Annotated in this window: 18 protein-coding genes and 1 tRNA gene; 4 read left to right on the top strand and 15 right to left on the bottom strand. The window is 57.3% G+C overall.

Going from position 1 to position 15,219, the window contains the following annotated elements:
- The first annotated feature begins 310 nt into the window (after positions 1-310).
- Complete coding sequence (locus BFP95_RS25915; protein ID WP_065910897.1) at positions 311-1,162, top strand: lipopolysaccharide biosynthesis protein; 852 nt, start codon at positions 311-313, stop codon at positions 1,160-1,162.
- A 32-nt stretch (positions 1,163-1,194) separates the two neighbouring features.
- Here the strand turns inward: BFP95_RS25915 and BFP95_RS25910 are convergent, their stop codons facing one another.
- From BFP95_RS25910 to thrS, 10 genes are all read right to left on the bottom strand, one after another.
- The gene (locus BFP95_RS25910; RefSeq protein ID WP_256534320.1) at positions 1,195-2,607 is read right to left on the bottom strand and encodes a hypothetical protein; all 1,413 of its coding nucleotides are present in this window, start codon (positions 2,605-2,607) and stop codon (positions 1,195-1,197) included.
- Positions 2,608-2,940: 333 nt separating this feature from the next.
- Positions 2,941-3,017, bottom strand: a tRNA-Pro gene (locus BFP95_RS25905).
- Positions 3,018-3,107: 90 nt separating this feature from the next.
- The gene (locus BFP95_RS25900) at positions 3,108-3,464 is read right to left on the bottom strand and encodes a MerR family transcriptional regulator (RefSeq protein WP_003219935.1); all 357 of its coding nucleotides are present in this window, start codon (positions 3,462-3,464) and stop codon (positions 3,108-3,110) included.
- Entirely contained in the window at positions 3,445-3,747 is a 303-nt protein-coding gene (gene ihfA / locus BFP95_RS25895) for an integration host factor subunit alpha (RefSeq protein WP_002553164.1), read from the bottom strand. The genes BFP95_RS25900 and ihfA overlap by 20 nt, the downstream gene beginning before the upstream one ends.
- Before the next feature lie 3 nt (positions 3,748-3,750).
- Entirely contained in the window at positions 3,751-6,129 is a 2,379-nt protein-coding gene (pheT, locus tag BFP95_RS25890) for a phenylalanine--tRNA ligase subunit beta (protein ID WP_065910894.1), read from the bottom strand.
- A 26-nt stretch (positions 6,130-6,155) separates the two neighbouring features.
- Positions 6,156-7,172 carry a phenylalanine--tRNA ligase subunit alpha gene (gene pheS / locus BFP95_RS25885; protein WP_065910893.1) on the bottom strand — a complete coding sequence of 339 codons (1,017 nt, stop codon included), beginning with the start codon at positions 7,170-7,172 and terminating at the stop codon, positions 6,156-6,158.
- A gap of 109 nt (positions 7,173-7,281) precedes the next feature.
- Positions 7,282-7,638 (bottom strand): 50S ribosomal protein L20, encoded by a 357-nt coding sequence (rplT, locus tag BFP95_RS25880; RefSeq protein ID WP_003174975.1) that lies wholly within the window; start codon positions 7,636-7,638, stop codon positions 7,282-7,284.
- A 29-nt stretch (positions 7,639-7,667) separates the two neighbouring features.
- Positions 7,668-7,862, bottom strand: a complete 195-nt coding sequence (rpmI, locus tag BFP95_RS25875) for a 50S ribosomal protein L35 (RefSeq protein WP_002553160.1) — start codon at positions 7,860-7,862, stop codon at positions 7,668-7,670.
- A 60-nt stretch (positions 7,863-7,922) separates the two neighbouring features.
- Positions 7,923-8,474 (bottom strand): translation initiation factor IF-3, encoded by a 552-nt coding sequence (gene infC, locus BFP95_RS25870; protein WP_015884933.1) that lies wholly within the window; start codon positions 8,472-8,474, stop codon positions 7,923-7,925.
- Positions 8,474-10,396, bottom strand: a complete 1,923-nt coding sequence (gene thrS / locus BFP95_RS25865) for a threonine--tRNA ligase (protein WP_024076468.1) — start codon at positions 10,394-10,396, stop codon at positions 8,474-8,476. The genes infC and thrS overlap by 1 nt, the downstream gene beginning before the upstream one ends.
- Positions 10,397-10,763: 367 nt before the next feature.
- Here thrS and BFP95_RS25860 point away from each other — a divergent pair, with 367 nt between their 5' ends.
- Entirely contained in the window at positions 10,764-11,078 is a 315-nt protein-coding gene (locus BFP95_RS25860) for a hypothetical protein (RefSeq protein ID WP_015884935.1), read from the top strand.
- Positions 11,079-11,367: 289 nt separating this feature from the next.
- The gene (locus tag BFP95_RS25855) at positions 11,368-11,580 is read left to right on the top strand and encodes a cold-shock protein (RefSeq protein ID WP_003234260.1); all 213 of its coding nucleotides are present in this window, start codon (positions 11,368-11,370) and stop codon (positions 11,578-11,580) included.
- Positions 11,581-11,653: 73 nt separating this feature from the next.
- Here the strand turns inward: BFP95_RS25855 and BFP95_RS25850 are convergent, their stop codons facing one another.
- Together BFP95_RS25850 and BFP95_RS25845 are read right to left on the bottom strand one after the other, a co-directional pair.
- Positions 11,654-11,974 (bottom strand): I78 family peptidase inhibitor, encoded by a 321-nt coding sequence (locus BFP95_RS25850; protein ID WP_065874067.1) that lies wholly within the window; start codon positions 11,972-11,974, stop codon positions 11,654-11,656.
- Positions 11,975-12,118: 144 nt separating this feature from the next.
- Positions 12,119-12,427 carry a hypothetical protein gene (locus tag BFP95_RS25845; RefSeq protein ID WP_065874069.1) on the bottom strand — a complete coding sequence of 103 codons (309 nt, stop codon included), beginning with the start codon at positions 12,425-12,427 and terminating at the stop codon, positions 12,119-12,121.
- A gap of 171 nt (positions 12,428-12,598) precedes the next feature.
- Between BFP95_RS25845 and BFP95_RS25840 the strand changes: the two genes are divergently transcribed.
- Positions 12,599-12,811 carry a hypothetical protein gene (locus BFP95_RS25840; RefSeq protein WP_032886978.1) on the top strand — a complete coding sequence of 71 codons (213 nt, stop codon included), beginning with the start codon at positions 12,599-12,601 and terminating at the stop codon, positions 12,809-12,811.
- 33 nt (positions 12,812-12,844) lie between these two features.
- Here BFP95_RS25840 and BFP95_RS25835 read toward each other — a convergent pair whose 3' ends face one another.
- The 3 genes from BFP95_RS25835 to rbsK are packed head-to-tail and all read right to left on the bottom strand — an operon-like array spanning position 12,845 to position 15,217.
- Positions 12,845-13,873: a nucleoside hydrolase gene (locus BFP95_RS25835; protein ID WP_049712414.1), complete on the bottom strand. Its 1,029-nt coding sequence runs from the start codon at positions 13,871-13,873 to the stop codon at positions 12,845-12,847.
- A gap of 25 nt (positions 13,874-13,898) precedes the next feature.
- Positions 13,899-14,303: a D-ribose pyranase gene (rbsD, locus tag BFP95_RS25830; protein ID WP_065874070.1), complete on the bottom strand. Its 405-nt coding sequence runs from the start codon at positions 14,301-14,303 to the stop codon at positions 13,899-13,901.
- On the bottom strand, positions 14,300-15,217 hold the full coding sequence (rbsK, locus tag BFP95_RS25825) for a ribokinase (protein ID WP_065910892.1): 918 nt from the start codon (positions 15,215-15,217) through the stop codon (positions 14,300-14,302). Before rbsK ends, rbsD begins: the two co-directional genes overlap by 4 nt.
- Positions 15,218-15,219 lie beyond the last annotated feature (2 nt).

The following is a 15,219-nucleotide window of genomic DNA, read 5'->3' as shown; positions in this document are numbered from 1 at the left end:
AGATGAGCCAAGTGATTGATTCAGAATGAATAGATTGGAAATGCCGAAGGATAAAAGGAAGGCTTACGTAGGAAATTGCTACGAAATGGCTCATGAACGCCCCATCCGTGGGCACAAGTAACACGTACGGTTGGATGGCAACATCCTGATCACCGGTGGCACGGAAACGTATTTCCGGTGCCGTATCAAGGACAACAAATCGGTGCGCACCTCAGTGTTCTGAGAGGTGGGCACGGTGTAAAGGGAACTCAGTAGCCGTCATCGGGTCGGCTGATATACGTACTTACATTTAGCCGCAAGGTAGGGCCCGATGAAACAGACGTCCCTCGTCAATGCGAAGCCTGTGGGCAACATCAAGCAGGCTTTGCACACGCCAGATTCAGCGCGACAGCGTTCAAACAAACGTTGCCTGACTACGCAGGATTTCGGTTCTTGTCGGCACATTGAGACAGGTGCCGTTTTCATCATTGCTTCAGGCGCATCGGCAAAGTCGTTTCCTCTCGAAAAATTTGCGCACGTGCCGATGATCACGATGAATGGCGCTATCTCCATGTTTCAGGACACCGACGTCAAACCGTATTTTTATGCCTGCACGGATAGAAGTTTTTCCGAACAGCAGCCGGAGTTATTCAAACACGCCATGGCGATCAGCCAGAGGGTCGCGCTTTGGGAAGACCACGCGCGATCGTCGCGTGCTCCCCCAGCAGGACGGTTATACCCGCTGACCAAAGCTAAAAGACCTTCCTGGCTGGATTCGATACTGGGTAGACGCCGCACGCTGGTCGTCAATCATCCCTTGCTGCCCCATCGCAAAAGACCGCTGGGATTCAGTAAAGACATGAGCCAGGGCTTTTTTGATGCACGAACCGTGGCCTATCTGGCGATACAGTTGGCATTCCACGTTGGATTCAACAAGGTTTTTCTTGTCGGGGTGGATCTGGACCAAAACGCTGGAAGGTTTTACGAGACCCAGGAATCGAAAAACTCTCCCTGCGGACTGGACCAACACTACTTCACACGCATACTGCCGTCGCTTGAGTTGATGTCCAAAAAGGTCATGGGCGAGGACTTCATGGTTTATAACCTGTCTGACATTTCAAGAATTCCGGACAGTGTGGTCCCGCAGGTCACGCTTGCAGAGGTTGAGGCGATGCTCGGGTAGCAGGCGCCAGGTTTATGGTCAGGTGCCCGCCCTCACTCAAAAACCAAAACCTCACACCCCTTAGCCTCAATGATCTGCGCAAACTCCGGCATCCGCGCTACAAACGCTGTTTCAAACGCCAGATACCGATCCTGCGCCCTGAGGTAACGAATCTGCGGTTTCACCCGCACAATATCCTTGGAAGACAGTTTCACCACTTCATTGCTGACCTGATTCCAAAACCACGCCAACGTCTGCGTGCCAAAACTATGAGTCCGGTAATTCCACACCCACCAATCCCCATGTCCACGGGCAACCTGAAGCTGCCCATGAAACGTACGCAACGTGATGACCTGCTTGGGCTGTGTGACGAACAGGTGGGTGTCCTGGCACAGCTCGCTGCCAAAGCCGTCCAACACCGCCTTTGTCGTGGCACCCGTAATGAAGTTGAAGCGCCACGCCAACAGCACAGTCTCCTGGTAGCCCGTGTGCTCAGGGTTCTGCCGCTCGCCTTCGCTGAACAACAGGACCTCGTCACCTCCCAGGTACGCAGTAGACGCCCGTAATTTATAAGCATGAGCCGGCATCGGTTGGGCAGCAACAGCCTGGTGTGCTGCGTCTTGATTCCAAATCCAGCACAGCGCACCGTTGTGCTGCATGAACAGCAAACGGCGCGGGCCGATGGGCAGGATTGTCAGTTCATCCGAGTGCTCGAAAATGACCTCGCTGGCATGCATCGTGATCCGCCAGATCCGCGTCAACTGCTCGGGCTGGTAGAGGCGTTGACGTTCGAAAACCTGCGCATCGACCACCACGCAGGGGTCTTCGAATTCCGGCCATTCCATCTCGGCGGCGCCGAAGCCCTGAATGTCATCGCCTTGATGAATTTCGTACCGGTAACGATCATCCGAAGGGTAAGCACCGCTTGTAGCCCGACGCTTCCACAGGCTGCGCTGAGCGTTGGCATCGATGAGTTGCAAGTCAGCGCCGTCTACACCGTCGCTCCGGCGCTCAAGCATGTCCTGCTCGGTGGGCGGCCATCGATTGTAATCAATCAGAAAGCACAGCCACTGGTCTTCGTCCTGCTCGGTAATGGCGGCCCAACCGTTGCGATAGTTGTATTCATCCACATAGGTGGGCCCGGGATAGTCATGGACGTCCTGCAGCCATTTCAATTTGCTGCGCTTGGGCTTGGTGGGTTTGCGTTCAGTGGCAGGAGGCTTTTTCAGCCCAATCAACGTTGGGGTGAATTGTGGTTCTGCGTTTTGTTGTTGCCAATGCTGTGCAAAAGCCTGGCGCTGATCAGTCGGAAAAATGACCGGTCGATAATCATCGCCACCGGCGTCCAGATTCCACAGGTCGAAGCCGTGGCGCGCCAACACGGCTGCCAACGCCTCAAAGCAGACCTCCGGCATTTCGTTGGAGAGCTCATCCAACAGCGCCTCGAATGGCGCGCCGGAAAACACACTGATATCGGGATAGTAATGCTGGAGCAGCACAAGCAACTCGCCGCCGGGGGTTTTCCAATCGATATGGACCCATGGATCAAAACGAGCTGCCATCGCGAGTGCCTTCCCCTGTGATGTTTTACCTGCGTCATCTTAACCGTAAGCCGAGAAAACAAGCGCCATAGCCGTGTCATCGGGCACGCTGACGACGCACAGGTCCTGAAGGATCAACCTCAGGGGCATAATCATCCGACTCGAAAGATTCAAGAGGCCCGGAATGGCTTGTAAAGGTAAACACGTTAAAAACAAAAAGGGGCCGCGAGATTAATCTCGCGACCCCTTTGAATTATATGGTCGGGACGGAGTGATTCGAACACTCGACCCCTAGCACCCCATGCTAGTGCGCTACCGGACTGCGCTACGCCCCGACTAGGCGTGTTACTGGGTTCGCTTCTTAACGAAGCGAACCGGAATATACCGCAAGCTTTTGAAATGTGGAAGTATTTTAAAAGCCGGAATCACTTCTTCAAAACCACCAGTACATCTTCGAGTTCGGAGATCATCTGGCGGATCATTTGCTTGTATTGGGTCGTGTCGTCTTTGGCTTCATCACCGGACATACGCTGGCGCGCACCGCTGATGGTGAACCCCTGGTCGTACAGCAATGCGCGGATCTGTCGGATCATCAGCACATCCTGGCGCTGATAATACCGACGGTTCCCGGTGCGTTTGACGGGGTTGAGTTGAGGAAACTCCTGCTCCCAATAGCGCAACACGTGCGGTTTTACCGCACAGAGCTCGCTGACTTCACCAATGGTGAAGTAGCGTTTGCCTGGGATGACGGGTAGCTCGTCGTTATGACTTGGTTCCAGCATAAGCCTCAACTCGGGCCTTCAACTTCTGCCCTGGACGAAAGGTGACCACACGGCGAGCCGTGATCGGGATTTCTTCTCCCGTTTTTGGATTGCGGCCAGGCCGCTGGCGTTTGTCCCGCAGGTCAAAATTGCCGAAACCGGACAATTTGACCTGTTCGTTGTCTTCCAGAGCGTGTCTGATTTCTTCAAAAAACAGCTCGACCAATTCCTTGGCCTCGCGCTTGTTCAGACCCAACTCTTCGTACAGACGTTCCGCCATCTCAGCTTTCGTCAAAGCCCCCATACGTCACTTCCTTAACGTGGCGTTCAACCTTTGTTCGAGCGAGGTGAGGATATTTTGTGTCGTGGTATTCACCTCATCGTCATTAAGAGTGCGCGATGGATGCTGCCAGGTCAAGCCAACTGCTAGGCTTTTTCTATGCGGATCAATACCTTTACCCTGATAGACGTCAAATAGCCTGAGGTCTGTCAGCCATTCCCCTGCATTTTCAAGGATTACATCCAGAACCGCAGTGGCGGCCACTTCACGGTCGGCAATCAGAGCCAGGTCGCGGCGCACTTCAGGGAAGCGCGACAGCTCGCTGAATTTAGGCATTTTGCCCGAGGCGACTTCAGCCAGGACCAGTTCGAACACGAAGACCGGACGGTCGAGACCGAGGGTTTTCGACAGTTCAGGGTGAATGGCACCGACGAAGCCCACCAAACGCCCGTCGCGCTCGATACGTGCCGTCTGGCCCGGGTGCAATGCCGGATGGCTACCAGGAACGAAGGTGAAGGTATCCAGAGCACCGGCAAAGCCCAGCACCGCTTCTACGTCAGCCTTGACGTCGAAGAAGTCCACGGCATCGCGGCCCTGCGCCCAGCCTTCCGGCAGACGGCTACCGCACACCACGCCAGCGAGCATTGGCTCTTGTTTCAGGCCGTCGAGTTGGCCGACAAAACGCAGGCCGCTTTCGAACATGCGCACGCGGTCTTGCTGACGGTTCAGGTTATGGGAAAGGGCTTTCACCAGGCCTGGCCACAATGACGAGCGCATGGCGGCCATGTCATTGGAGATCGGATTGGCCAGCAGCAGCGGCTCGACACCGGGATTGAACAGTTCGAACTGCTTTGGATCGATGAAGCTGTAGGTCACCGCTTCCTGGTAGCCACGGGCAACCAGCAGGCGGCGCAGCTCAGGCAGGTGCGCACGCGCCTCAGCCTTGGGTTGCGGTGCCAGGCGCGCTTGCGGGTAACGAACCGGCAGACGGTTGTAGCCGTAAAGGCGGGCCAGTTCTTCGATAAGGTCGACTTCCAGGCTGATGTCGAAGCGGTGACTTGGCACCTCAACGTTCCACTGCCCTTCCCCGCTCGAGGAAATACCCAGGCCGAGGGCCGACAGCAGTTGTTCGATTTCAGCCGGCGCGATCACCAGGCCGAGCATTTGCTCAACGCTCTTCGCGCGCAGGGTGATCGGGGCAACGGACGGCAGGTACTGTTCGTTGACGGTTTCGGTGATCGGACCCGCTTCGCCGCCGGTGATTTCCAGCAGCAGGCCCGTGGCGCGCTCCATGGCTTCACGGGCGAGTTTCCAGTCCACACCACGCTCGTAGCGGTGCGAGGCATCGGTGTGCAGGCCGTAGGAACGGGCCTTGCCGGCGATGGCGATCTGGTCGAAGAAGGCACTCTCAAGGAATACGTCGCGGGTGGTCTCGGACACACCGCTGTGCTCGCCACCCATCACGCCGGCAATCGCCAGGGCGCGGGAGTGGTCGGCGATGACCAGGGTGTCGGCACGCAGGCTGACTTCCTGGCCGTCGAGCAGCACCAGCTTCTCACCTTCTTCCGCCATGCGTACGCGGATGCCGCCGTTGATTTCGGCGAGGTCGAACGCATGCAGCGGTTGGCCCAGCTCCAGCATCACGTAGTTGGTAATGTCGACAGCCGCGTCGATGCTGCGCACGTCAGCACGGCGCAGGCGTTCAACCATCCACAACGGGGTTGGCTTGGACAGGTCGACGTTACGGATCACACGACCCAGGTAACGCGGGCAGGCGTTTGGCGCCAGCACGTCGATCGGGCGTACTTCATCGTGTACCGCAGGCACAGCGGCAACCACAGGGCGGGTGACCGGAGCGTTGTACAACGCGCCCACTTCACGGGCCAGGCCGGCCAGGGACAGGCAGTCGCCACGGTTCGGGGTCAGGTCGACCTCGATGCTGGCGTCTTCCAGTTCCAGGTAAACGCGGATGTCCTCGCCCACTGGTGCGTCGGCCGGCAATTCCATCAGGCCATCATTGCCCTCGCCGACCTGCAGCTCCGCCTGGGAGCACAGCATGCCGTTGGACTCGACACCACGCAGCTTGGCTTTCTTGATCTTGAAGTCGCCTGGCAGCTCGGCACCGATCATGGCGAATGGGATCTTCAGGCCCGGGCGCACGTTAGGCGCTCCGCACACGACCTGGAAGGTTTCCGCGCCATTGCTGACCTGGCACACACGCAACTTGTCAGCATCAGGGTGCTGCTCGGTGCTCAGCACCTCGCCCACTACGACGCCGCTGAAAACACCGGCGGCCGGAGTGACGCTATCGACCTCAAGACCGGCCATCGACAGACGAGCAACCAGCTCGTCGCGATCTACCTGCGGGCTTACCCAGCCGCGCAGCCATTGTTCACTGAATTTCATCCTGCTCTCCTAAAGATTCGTTACGACTAGCGAAATTGCGCGAGGAACCGCAAGTCGTTGTCGAAGAACAGACGCAAGTCGTTCACGCCGTAACGCAGCATGGCCAGACGCTCAACGCCCATGCCGAAGGCAAAGCCCGAGAACTCTTCCGGATCGATGCCGGACATGCGCAGCACGTTGGGGTGAACCATGCCGCAGCCCATCACTTCCAGCCAGCCAGTCTGCTTGCAGACGCGGCAGCCTTTACCGCTGCACATTACGCATTCCATGTCGACTTCAGCGGACGGCTCGGTGAACGGGAAAAACGATGGACGGAAACGCACCGCCAACTCCTTCTCGAAGAACACGCGGAGGAATTCTTCGATGGTGCCTTTGAGGTCGGCGAAGTTGATGTCGCGATCAACCAGCAGGCCTTCGACCTGGTGGAACATCGGCGAGTGGGTGATATCCGAGTCGCTGCGGTACACACGGCCTGGGCAGACAATGCGGATCGGCGGCTTGTTCGCTTCCATGGTGCGGACCTGTACCGGCGAGGTATGGGTGCGCAACAGCATGTTCGCGTTGAAATAGAAGGTGTCGTGCATCGACCGGGCCGGGTGATGACCTGGGATGTTGAGCGCCTCGAAGTTGTGATAGTCGTCTTCGACCTCAGGGCCTTCGGCGATGCCGTAGCCGATGTGGGTGAAGAACTGCTCGATACGTTCCAGAGTCCGGGTGATCGGGTGCAGACCGCCCGAGGTCTGGCCACGGCCAGGCAGGGTTACGTCAATGGACTCGGCCGCGAGCTTGGCCGCAAGATCGGCCTCCTCGAGCGACGCCTTGCGCGCATTGAGAACCTCTGTGACACGCTCCTTGGCGACGTTGATCAGCGCACCGACTTGCGGACGCTCTTCTGCCGGCAAATTCCCCAGGGTCTTCATCACCTGAGTCAATTCACCCTTTTTGCCAAGGTAGTGAACCCGGATTTGCTCCAGGGCATTGATATGTTCAGCGCTTTGCACAGCCTCGAGAGCTTGAGCGACGAGCGCGTCCAGGTTTTCCATGTACAGACTCCAGATACAAAATAGGGGAAGAGCTTGAAGGCTCTTCCCCTATTTATGACGTTTACCACCTAGGGCTGCAGGAGCAACCCAGGGTGACTGTCGGGGGTACTTAAGCCAAGGTGGCTTTAGCTTTCTCGACAATCGCAGCAAACACCGCTTTTTCGTTCACGGCCAGTTCAGCCAGAACCTTACGGTCGATTTCGATGGACGCTTTTTTCAGGCCAGCGATGAAACGGCTGTAGGACAGACCGTTAACACGTGCACCAGCGTTGATACGAGCGATCCACAGAGCGCGGAACTGACGTTTTTTCTGACGACGGTCACGGTAGGCGTATTGGCCTGCCTTGATTACCGCTTGCTTGGCAACACGGAATACGCGTGAACGCGCGCCGTAGTAACCTTTAGCGAGTTTCAGAATTTTTTTGTGACGTTTACGGGCAATGACGCCACGCTTTACACGAGCCATGAGTTACTTCCTCTATCTTGATCCAAAAATTAACGAAGGCGCAGCATGCGCTCGACTTTTGCCACGTCAGACGGATGCAGCAAGCTGCTACCGCGCAGTTGACGCTTACGCTTGGTCGACATTTTGGTCAGGATGTGGCTCTTGAAAGCGTGCTTGTGCTTAATACCGTTAGCAGTTTTCAGAAACCGCTTAGCAGCACCACTTTTAGTCTTCATCTTTGGCATGTTCGGATACTCCGCATTCAGTTGATAAACATAATCAGAAGGCCTGCCGTGCCCTGTTGATTACTTCTTCTTTTTCGGGGCGATGACCATGATCAGTTGGCGTCCTTCCATCTTAGGATGCTGTTCGACCGAACCGTACTCGAGCAGGTCAGCTTCAACCCGCTTGAGGAGTTCCATCCCCAGCTCCTGGTGGGCCATCTCACGGCCGCGGAATCGCAAGGATACCTTGGCCCTGTCCCCATCACTCAGGAAACGTACCAGGTTGCGCAGTTTTACCTGGTAATCCCCTTCCTCCGTCCCTGGACGAAACTTGATTTCTTTTACTTGAATCTGCTTCTGGTTCTTCTTCGCTGCGGCAACCTGCTTCTTCTTTTCGAAGATAGATTTGCCGTAGTCCATCACCCGACAAACAGGTGGGATTGCATCGGCGGAAATTTCCACCAGGTCCAGCTTGGACTCTTCTGCAATACGAAGCGCTTCATCAATCGAGACGATGCCAATCTGCTCGCCATCAGCGCCAATTAACCGAACCTCGCGTGCCGAGATATTCTCGTTGATCGGGGCTTTCGGTGCAGCTCGTTTATCTTGTCTCATTTCACGCTTAATAATAATTACTCCGAATCTGGGCGACCACGCCGGGAAACCGCTTGCGCGAGGAACTCAGCGAACTGGGCGACGGGCATCGAGCCCAGGTCAGCACCTTCACGAGTACGCACAGCGACAGTCTGCATCTCGACTTCCCGATCTCCAATAACCAAAAGATAGGGAACCTTGAGCAAAGTATGCTCGCGGATTTTAAAGCCGATCTTTTCATTTCTCAAGTCGGACTTGGCACGAAATCCGCTTTCGTTGAGAGTTTTTTCAACTTCAGCGGCAAAATCTGCCTGTTTATCAGTGATATTCATGATCACTGCCTGGGTCGGAGCCAACCACGCGGGGAATGCACCCTCGTAGTGCTCGATCAGGATCCCGACGAACCGCTCGAACGAGCCGAGGATCGCCCGGTGCAGCATAACCGGGTGTTTACGGCTGTTGTCTTCGGAGACATATTCGGCTCCCAGACGGATCGGCAGGTTAAAATCGAGCTGCAGGGTACCACACTGCCAGACGCGGCCAAGGCAATCTTTCAGTGAGAACTCGATCTTCGGACCGTAGAACGCCCCCTCACCCGGCTGCAGATCGTACGCAAGGCCCGCGCTGTCGAGCGCTGCGGCCAGTGCAGCTTCGGCGCGATCCCATAGTTCGTCGGAGCCAACGCGTTTTTCCGGACGAGTGGACAGCTTCATTTCGACTTCGGTGAAGCCGAAATCGCGGTAAACGTCCATGGTCAGCTTGATGAAAGCAGCGGATTCAGCCTGCATCTGCTCTTCGGTGCAGAAGATGTGGGCATCGTCCTGAGTGAAGCCGCGCACGCGCATGATGCCGTGCAGCGCACCCGATGGCTCGTTACGGTGGCAGGCACCGAACTCGGCCAGGCGCATTGGCAACTCGCGGTAGCTCTTCAGGCCCTGGTTGAACACCTGCACGTGGCATGGGCAGTTCATTGGCTTGATGGCGTAGTCGCGGTTTTCCGACTGGGTGGTGAACATATTGTCGGCATAGTTGGCCCAGTGCCCGGATTTCTCCCACAGGCTACGGTCAACAACCTGAGGCGTCTTGATCTCCAGGTAGCCGTTCTCGCGCTGCACCTTGCGCATGTACTGCTCAAGCACTTGGTACAGGGTCCAGCCGTTCGGGTGCCAGAACACCATCCCCGGCGCTTCTTCCTGGAGGTGGAACAGGTTCAGGCGCTTGCCAATCTTACGGTGGTCACGTTTTTCGGCTTCCTCGATGCGCTGAATGTAGGCAGCCAGCTGCTTCTTGTCAGCCCAAGCGGTGCCGTAGATCCGCTGCAGTTGCTCGTTCTTCGCGTCGCCGCGCCAGTAGGCGCCGGACAGCTTGGTCAGCTTGAACGACTTGAGGAAGCGCGTGTTCGGCACGTGCGGGCCGCGGCACATGTCGACATATTCTTCGTGGTAGTACAGGCCCATGGCCTGCTCGTCCGGCATGTCTTCCACCAGACGCAGCTTGTAGTCCTCGCCACGGGCGGTGAACACGTCGATCACTTCGGCGCGCGGCGTGACCTTCTTGATCACGTCGTAATCTTTTTCGATCAGCGCGTGCATACGCTGCTCGATGGCCGCCAGGTCGTCCGGCGTAAAAGGACGCTCGTAGGCGATGTCGTAATAGAAACCTTCGTCAATGACCGGGCCGATCACCATTTTCGCGGTGGGGTACAGCTGCTTGACCGCATGGCCAATCAGGTGAGCGCAAGAGTGGCGAATGATCTCGAGCCCCTCTTGGTCCTTGGGCGTGATGATTTGCAGGCTGGCATCGGAGGTGATCAGGTCGCTGGCGTCAACCAGCTTGCCGTCGACTTTACCGGCCACAGTGGCCTTGGCCAGGCCAGCACCAATGGATGCGGCGACCTCGGCTACGGATACCGAATGATCGAAAGAACGTTGACTGCCATCGGGAAGAGTAATAGTTGGCATGGCGCCTCCTCTCCTAGTGGTGACCCCTACCAAAGGTCACGTGGGTTGGGATGAGCCAGTACAAGATCCAACACCAGGCCGTTCAATAATGAACGCCTGCCTTACAGCGGCAGGAGCCTTTCGGCCAACCGATAATCAGACCAGAGTGACTGGAGTGAGCTAAAAAGAACATGGCAAGACGGCAAATGGCGCGCCTGGAAATAGCCAGGACGAGGATGCTAGCACAGATGAACGGTCATCGCGCCGCCGCCATCTTGCCTAAACACAAATTCCAGCCTTTATAGCTGCAAAAGTGAACTTGAGCTGTACGCAATGCCTCAAACCCACTGAGAATCGCCGTTCGTCCTCGACCCAAAGGAGCATCCTCATGATGCGTTTCACCTCTACCCTCGCTCTCGCCGCTTCCCTGACCCTCCTTTCCCTCGGCGCACAGGCAGCTGCCCCGTCGAACTGGCCAGCCGGTGCTCGCGACAGCTTCGTCAGCGATTGCAGCGCAGCTGCCAGCCAGAACGTGGATGCCAAAACTGCCAAAGCCCATTGCGAATGTGGCGCTGACAAGATCAACGCCGAATTGAGCACTGCAGAGATCAAGGAACTCATGACCAACCAGAACGCCAGCCCGGAGCTCAAAAACAAAGCAGTCGCGGCTATTTCGTCCTGCAAAGTCGTGAAGAAAAAGTAAGATTTTCGTCCGATCACATGCCTGTTTTGCCGGAAAAACGGCCCGAAAACTGCCGTTTCTCACAAATTACGCAGCTTTTACGGCTTTTTTTACGAGCTGATATTTCGAGCTAAAGCCCCGTAAACCGGGGCTTTCAGCCGATCAGAGCATCAAACGTAACGCTATTGATTAGCAAACAATGCCTTGGGGGGGCTCCCAAGCCGAACATTTCGACTATGATAGCCCTGTGTGCCCAGTTGGCCTGAGCAGCACAGCACTACTGAAAATATATGTTTCTTGGAGATACACCATGTCTAATCGCCAAACCGGCACCGTTAAATGGTTCAACGATGAAAAAGGCTTCGGCTTCATCACTCCTCAAGGTGGCGGTGACGACCTGTTCGTACACTTCAAAGCTATCGAAAGCGACGGTTTCAAAAGCCTGAAAGAAGGCCAAACCGTTTCCTTCGTGGCTGAGAAAGGCCAAAAGGGTATGCAAGCAGCACAAGTTCGCGGCGAGTAATTCTCCGCTGAGCTAAAAAAACCCCGTCCATGTGACGGGGTTTTTTGTGGGCGCTGCAAAAACCAGGAGAGGCTTAGCCGCAATTGACCCGTGTGATCACCAGGTTGTCGTCGGTGTTCAGGTTCAAGCGGTCGGAGCGGTATTCCAGGGTAATCATGTCGTTCGGCTTGAGGATTCGTGCGTTCTGCGCACCGGCACGGGTACGCGCCTGCTCCAGCAACTGGGGCGAGGCTTTCTGGCCTACGGTGAATTCGGCGGCCTTCGACTCACAGCGGCTGTGACCGGCATCGGCCACGGCGGCGTCTTTGGCTGGCTCAGAGGCACCCGGGGTGCTGCAACCCGCCAACGCGAGTGCTGCCAACAAAGTACCGAATGATGCGAGCTTCCAAGGCATGAAGCCTCCTATGATAAAAAATGGACAGAGATCGTGCGACAGCGATTGGGCGGATTGGTTTCAAGACGTAAACCGCCGCCAGGCAAGTCTGCCTGAGTCTCGACAGGCATTCGCCCGGTCAATCGTGACCAGATATGAATGAAATCAGTAGATGTCGATGTAGGCGAATTCTGGCTCTGGCCAGTTCTGTTTTAACGCGTTGAAAATCTGCGTCACCCAGACCTCGTCGCTGGCGGCCACATTGCCTACGTATCCGGAGCCTTTGGCCCAGGTCTCCAGGCGAAACAGCAGCCCGTCGATATCCGCACCGCCTACAGCGCTGCCTGAAGAGATAAAAGCGATTCCGGCTTTGGTCACCCGCAACTGGGTATGCTCGTCGTCACTGGCACTGGCGAGCAGTTGGCGCACATTCGCCAGGGTCAGGTTCTCGGGGTTGTTCAGGTCGATCTGCACGTGGTGTTCCCCGGCAATTAAACAGGCCGACAGTGTCGCACAACGCCGACCTCATTCCGAGGCGCCTCATGCCTAAGTATCAGTGCCAAACGCAACGTAAAATGGTTAACTGCCCCGCTAAGAACCGCGTTCTAGCGCACTACACAGCACTTTCAGCCCCGCGAGATAGTCATGACCACCGTAACGCTCCAAGCCGACATCAAAGCCAAGTGGCCCCAGGGACAGAGCTCCTACAGCCCCGGCAGCCCGGAGGAATTGGCGATCATCGGTATCGACCTGCTGGTCAAGGAACTGGGCACACAAGCGGCGCAAGCGTTCATCGGCCAGGTATTCGAGAAATACCCGGCCGACCACATGGGGGCACACAACCCCGAACGTGAATAAGAACCGGCCGCCGAACGCCGACCAGTCAACACATTACTTCAGACGCGCGAGACGCTCGGTCAACAGATCGAAAAAGCCCTGCGCATCACCGTTCTCAACCCAGAACACGTTCTTCTCCTGCTTCAGGCCGTCGTACCAGTCGACGATGGTCTGGCCGAAGGTCGGGCCTTCTCGGCTGTCCACCACCACATTGGCCTGACGACCGCTGAACAGCGAAGGCTTGAGCAGGTACGCAATGACGGTAGCGTCATGCACCGGGCCGCCTGGGATGCCGTAGTGCTCCATGTCGCCCTTGACGTACTCGTTAAGAATGTCGCCGACAACCTTGCTCGCGTTGTTATTGATGTCGGCAATCTTTTTCAGGCGCGCCTCGCTGGTCAGTACCTTGTGAGTCACGTCCAGCGGCAGGTAGGTCAGCTTGACGCCACTTTTGAGCACAATCTCGGCCGCGACCGGGTCAGCGAACAGGTTGAACTCCGCCACCGGCGTGATATTGCCGCCATTGAAGTGCGCCCCGCCCATCACCACTACTTCCTTGATGCCTTGGGTGATTTCCGGCGCCTGGGTCAGTGCCAGCGCCAGGTTGGTCTGCGGGCCGAGCATGGCGATAGTGATGCTGTGAGGCTTGGCAGTGCTCAGGGTCTTGATCAGGTAATCAACGGCATTGCCGTCAGCCAGGCCTTTTTTGGGCTCGTGCACGGTGACGCCGGAAATACCTTCCTTGCCATGGATATTCTCAGCGTAGATCGGCGTACGCAGCAGCGGCGCTGGCGCACCGGCGTAGACCGGGATTTCCTCGCGCCCTGCCCACTCGCGGGCCAGGCGTGCGTTGCGGGAGGTCTTGTCCAGGCGCACGTTACCAGCGACGGTGGTCAGCGCACGAATGTTCAGCTCCTCCGGCGAAGCCATGGCGAAGAGCAATGCCACCACATCATCGGCGCCTGGGTCGGTGTCGATGATCAGGTCGATTTTTTCCGCCGCGTGGGCGCTGGCGGCTGTGAGTGCGGACAAAAGCAGGACACTCCGGAACAGATTTTTCAGGGTTGGGAGACCACGTTGCATAAAACACTCCTTGTCGTTGGGAACTCTAGAAGGTTACGCCGGACACCAGCGCGATATTGCAGTAAGGCTGGCATTCGCCGGTGCGCACCACGGCGCGCGCCTTGCGGCTGAGCAGCTTGAATTCTTCATGGCTGGCCAGGCGCCGCTCACCAAGGGCTGCCTGCTCTGTGAGCGCATTGAGGTCGGCCAGCGCCGGCGGCTGCTTGAGCAGGATTTCTTCGGCCAGCACATGGCTTTCCACCTGCATTTCGCTGAGCACGATACGCAAGGTGCTGATGAAGTCCGGGATGCCCTGGGTCAACGCCAGGTCAATCAGTTCGACGCCCGGCGGCACCGGCAGGCCGGCATCGCCAATCACCAGGATGTCGCCATGCCCCAGGGAGGCGATCACACGCGACAGTGCGATATTCAGCAGAGGTGTCTTTTTCATGAGGGTACAAAACCTTGTACGTCGTGCAGCGTTGGAATAGAGGGTTGCGCACCGGCGCGGGTGACCGACAACGCCGCCGCGACCTGACCAAAACGAATCGCCTCGGCCTCGCTTTTGCCACTGGCCAACGCCGCGGCAAAACCACCGACAAAGGTATCGCCAGCCGCCGTGGTATCCACCGCCTTGACCTTCGGCGCCAGCAGATGCTCAAAGCCCTGGCCGTCGGCAAACAGCGCGCCCTGAGAGCCCAGCGTAATGATGACCTTGCCGGCGCCCGCCTGAATCAGCCGGGTCGCCGCCACCCTGGCACTCTCAATGGAGTCGACCGTCACACCGCTCAGAGCGGTGGCTTCGCTTTCATTGGGGATCAGGTAGTCGATCGAGGCATACCACTCAGCCGGCAATGGGCCGCTGGCCGGAGCTGGGTTGAGGATCACCGTCTTGCCCAATTCATGCCCGCGCTTGAGGGTATAGCCCACAGTGTCCATCGGCACTTCCAGCTGGCAGATGATCACTTCGGCCGCTTGCAGGACCGCGTCGAACGCCTGTAACGAGGCCGGCGTGATTTCGCCGTTACTGCCCGCGACAATCACAATCGCGTTCTGGCTGCTGTCATCCACCACGATCAACGCCACGCCACTGGAGCCGTCCACGCTGCTGACGGCCTGGCAGTCGATGCCTTCCACCAACAGCGCGTCACGCAATTGGGCGCCATAGGCATCGGTACCGACACAACCTATCATCGAAACATCGGCGCCCAGTCGCGCCGACGCTACAGCCTGGTTCGCACCCTTACCGCCAGGCACTGTGGAAAACGTTTGGCCGATGAGTGTTTCACCGGCACGCGGCAACCGGCTGGCGCGGGTGACCAGGTCCATGTTCAAACTGCCCACTACCACTACTTTTGCTGGCATAC

This window comes from Pseudomonas sp. 58 R 12 (assembly GCF_900005865.1).
GTDB classification, from domain to species: Bacteria; Pseudomonadota; Gammaproteobacteria; order Pseudomonadales; family Pseudomonadaceae; genus Aquipseudomonas; species Aquipseudomonas tritici.
This window is presented reverse-complemented; position numbering and strand designations above follow the sequence as displayed.

What these genes read in the sequence shown, in the direction of transcription:
- BFP95_RS25860 (WP_015884935.1), top strand. Translation starts at nt 10,764, where the DNA reads ATGATGCGTTTCACCTCTACCCTCGCTCTCGCCGCTTCCCTGACCCTC.
- rbsD (WP_065874070.1), bottom strand. Translation starts at nt 14,303, where the DNA reads ATGAAAAAGACACCTCTGCTGAATATCGCACTGTCGCGTGTGATCGCC.
- rplT (WP_003174975.1), bottom strand. Translation starts at nt 7,638, where the DNA reads ATGGCTCGTGTAAAGCGTGGCGTCATTGCCCGTAAACGTCACAAAAAA.
- BFP95_RS25840 (WP_032886978.1), top strand. Translation starts at nt 12,599, where the DNA reads ATGACCACCGTAACGCTCCAAGCCGACATCAAAGCCAAGTGGCCCCAG.
- BFP95_RS25900 (WP_003219935.1), bottom strand. Translation starts at nt 3,464, where the DNA reads ATGCTGGAACCAAGTCATAACGACGAGCTACCCGTCATCCCAGGCAAA.
- BFP95_RS25850 (WP_065874067.1), bottom strand. Translation starts at nt 11,974, where the DNA reads ATGCCTTGGAAGCTCGCATCATTCGGTACTTTGTTGGCAGCACTCGCG.
- rbsK (WP_065910892.1), bottom strand. Translation starts at nt 15,217, where the DNA reads ATGCCAGCAAAAGTAGTGGTAGTGGGCAGTTTGAACATGGACCTGGTC.
- rpmI (WP_002553160.1), bottom strand. Translation starts at nt 7,862, where the DNA reads ATGCCAAAGATGAAGACTAAAAGTGGTGCTGCTAAGCGGTTTCTGAAA.
- pheS (WP_065910893.1), bottom strand. Translation starts at nt 7,172, where the DNA reads ATGGAAAACCTGGACGCGCTCGTCGCTCAAGCTCTCGAGGCTGTGCAA.
- BFP95_RS25915 (WP_065910897.1), top strand. Translation starts at nt 311, where the DNA reads ATGAAACAGACGTCCCTCGTCAATGCGAAGCCTGTGGGCAACATCAAG.
- BFP95_RS25835 (WP_049712414.1), bottom strand. Translation starts at nt 13,873, where the DNA reads ATGCAACGTGGTCTCCCAACCCTGAAAAATCTGTTCCGGAGTGTCCTG.
- ihfA (WP_002553164.1), bottom strand. Translation starts at nt 3,747, where the DNA reads ATGGGGGCTTTGACGAAAGCTGAGATGGCGGAACGTCTGTACGAAGAG.
- thrS (WP_024076468.1), bottom strand. Translation starts at nt 10,396, where the DNA reads ATGCCAACTATTACTCTTCCCGATGGCAGTCAACGTTCTTTCGATCAT.
- pheT (WP_065910894.1), bottom strand. Translation starts at nt 6,129, where the DNA reads ATGAAATTCAGTGAACAATGGCTGCGCGGCTGGGTAAGCCCGCAGGTA.
- BFP95_RS25855 (WP_003234260.1), top strand. Translation starts at nt 11,368, where the DNA reads ATGTCTAATCGCCAAACCGGCACCGTTAAATGGTTCAACGATGAAAAA.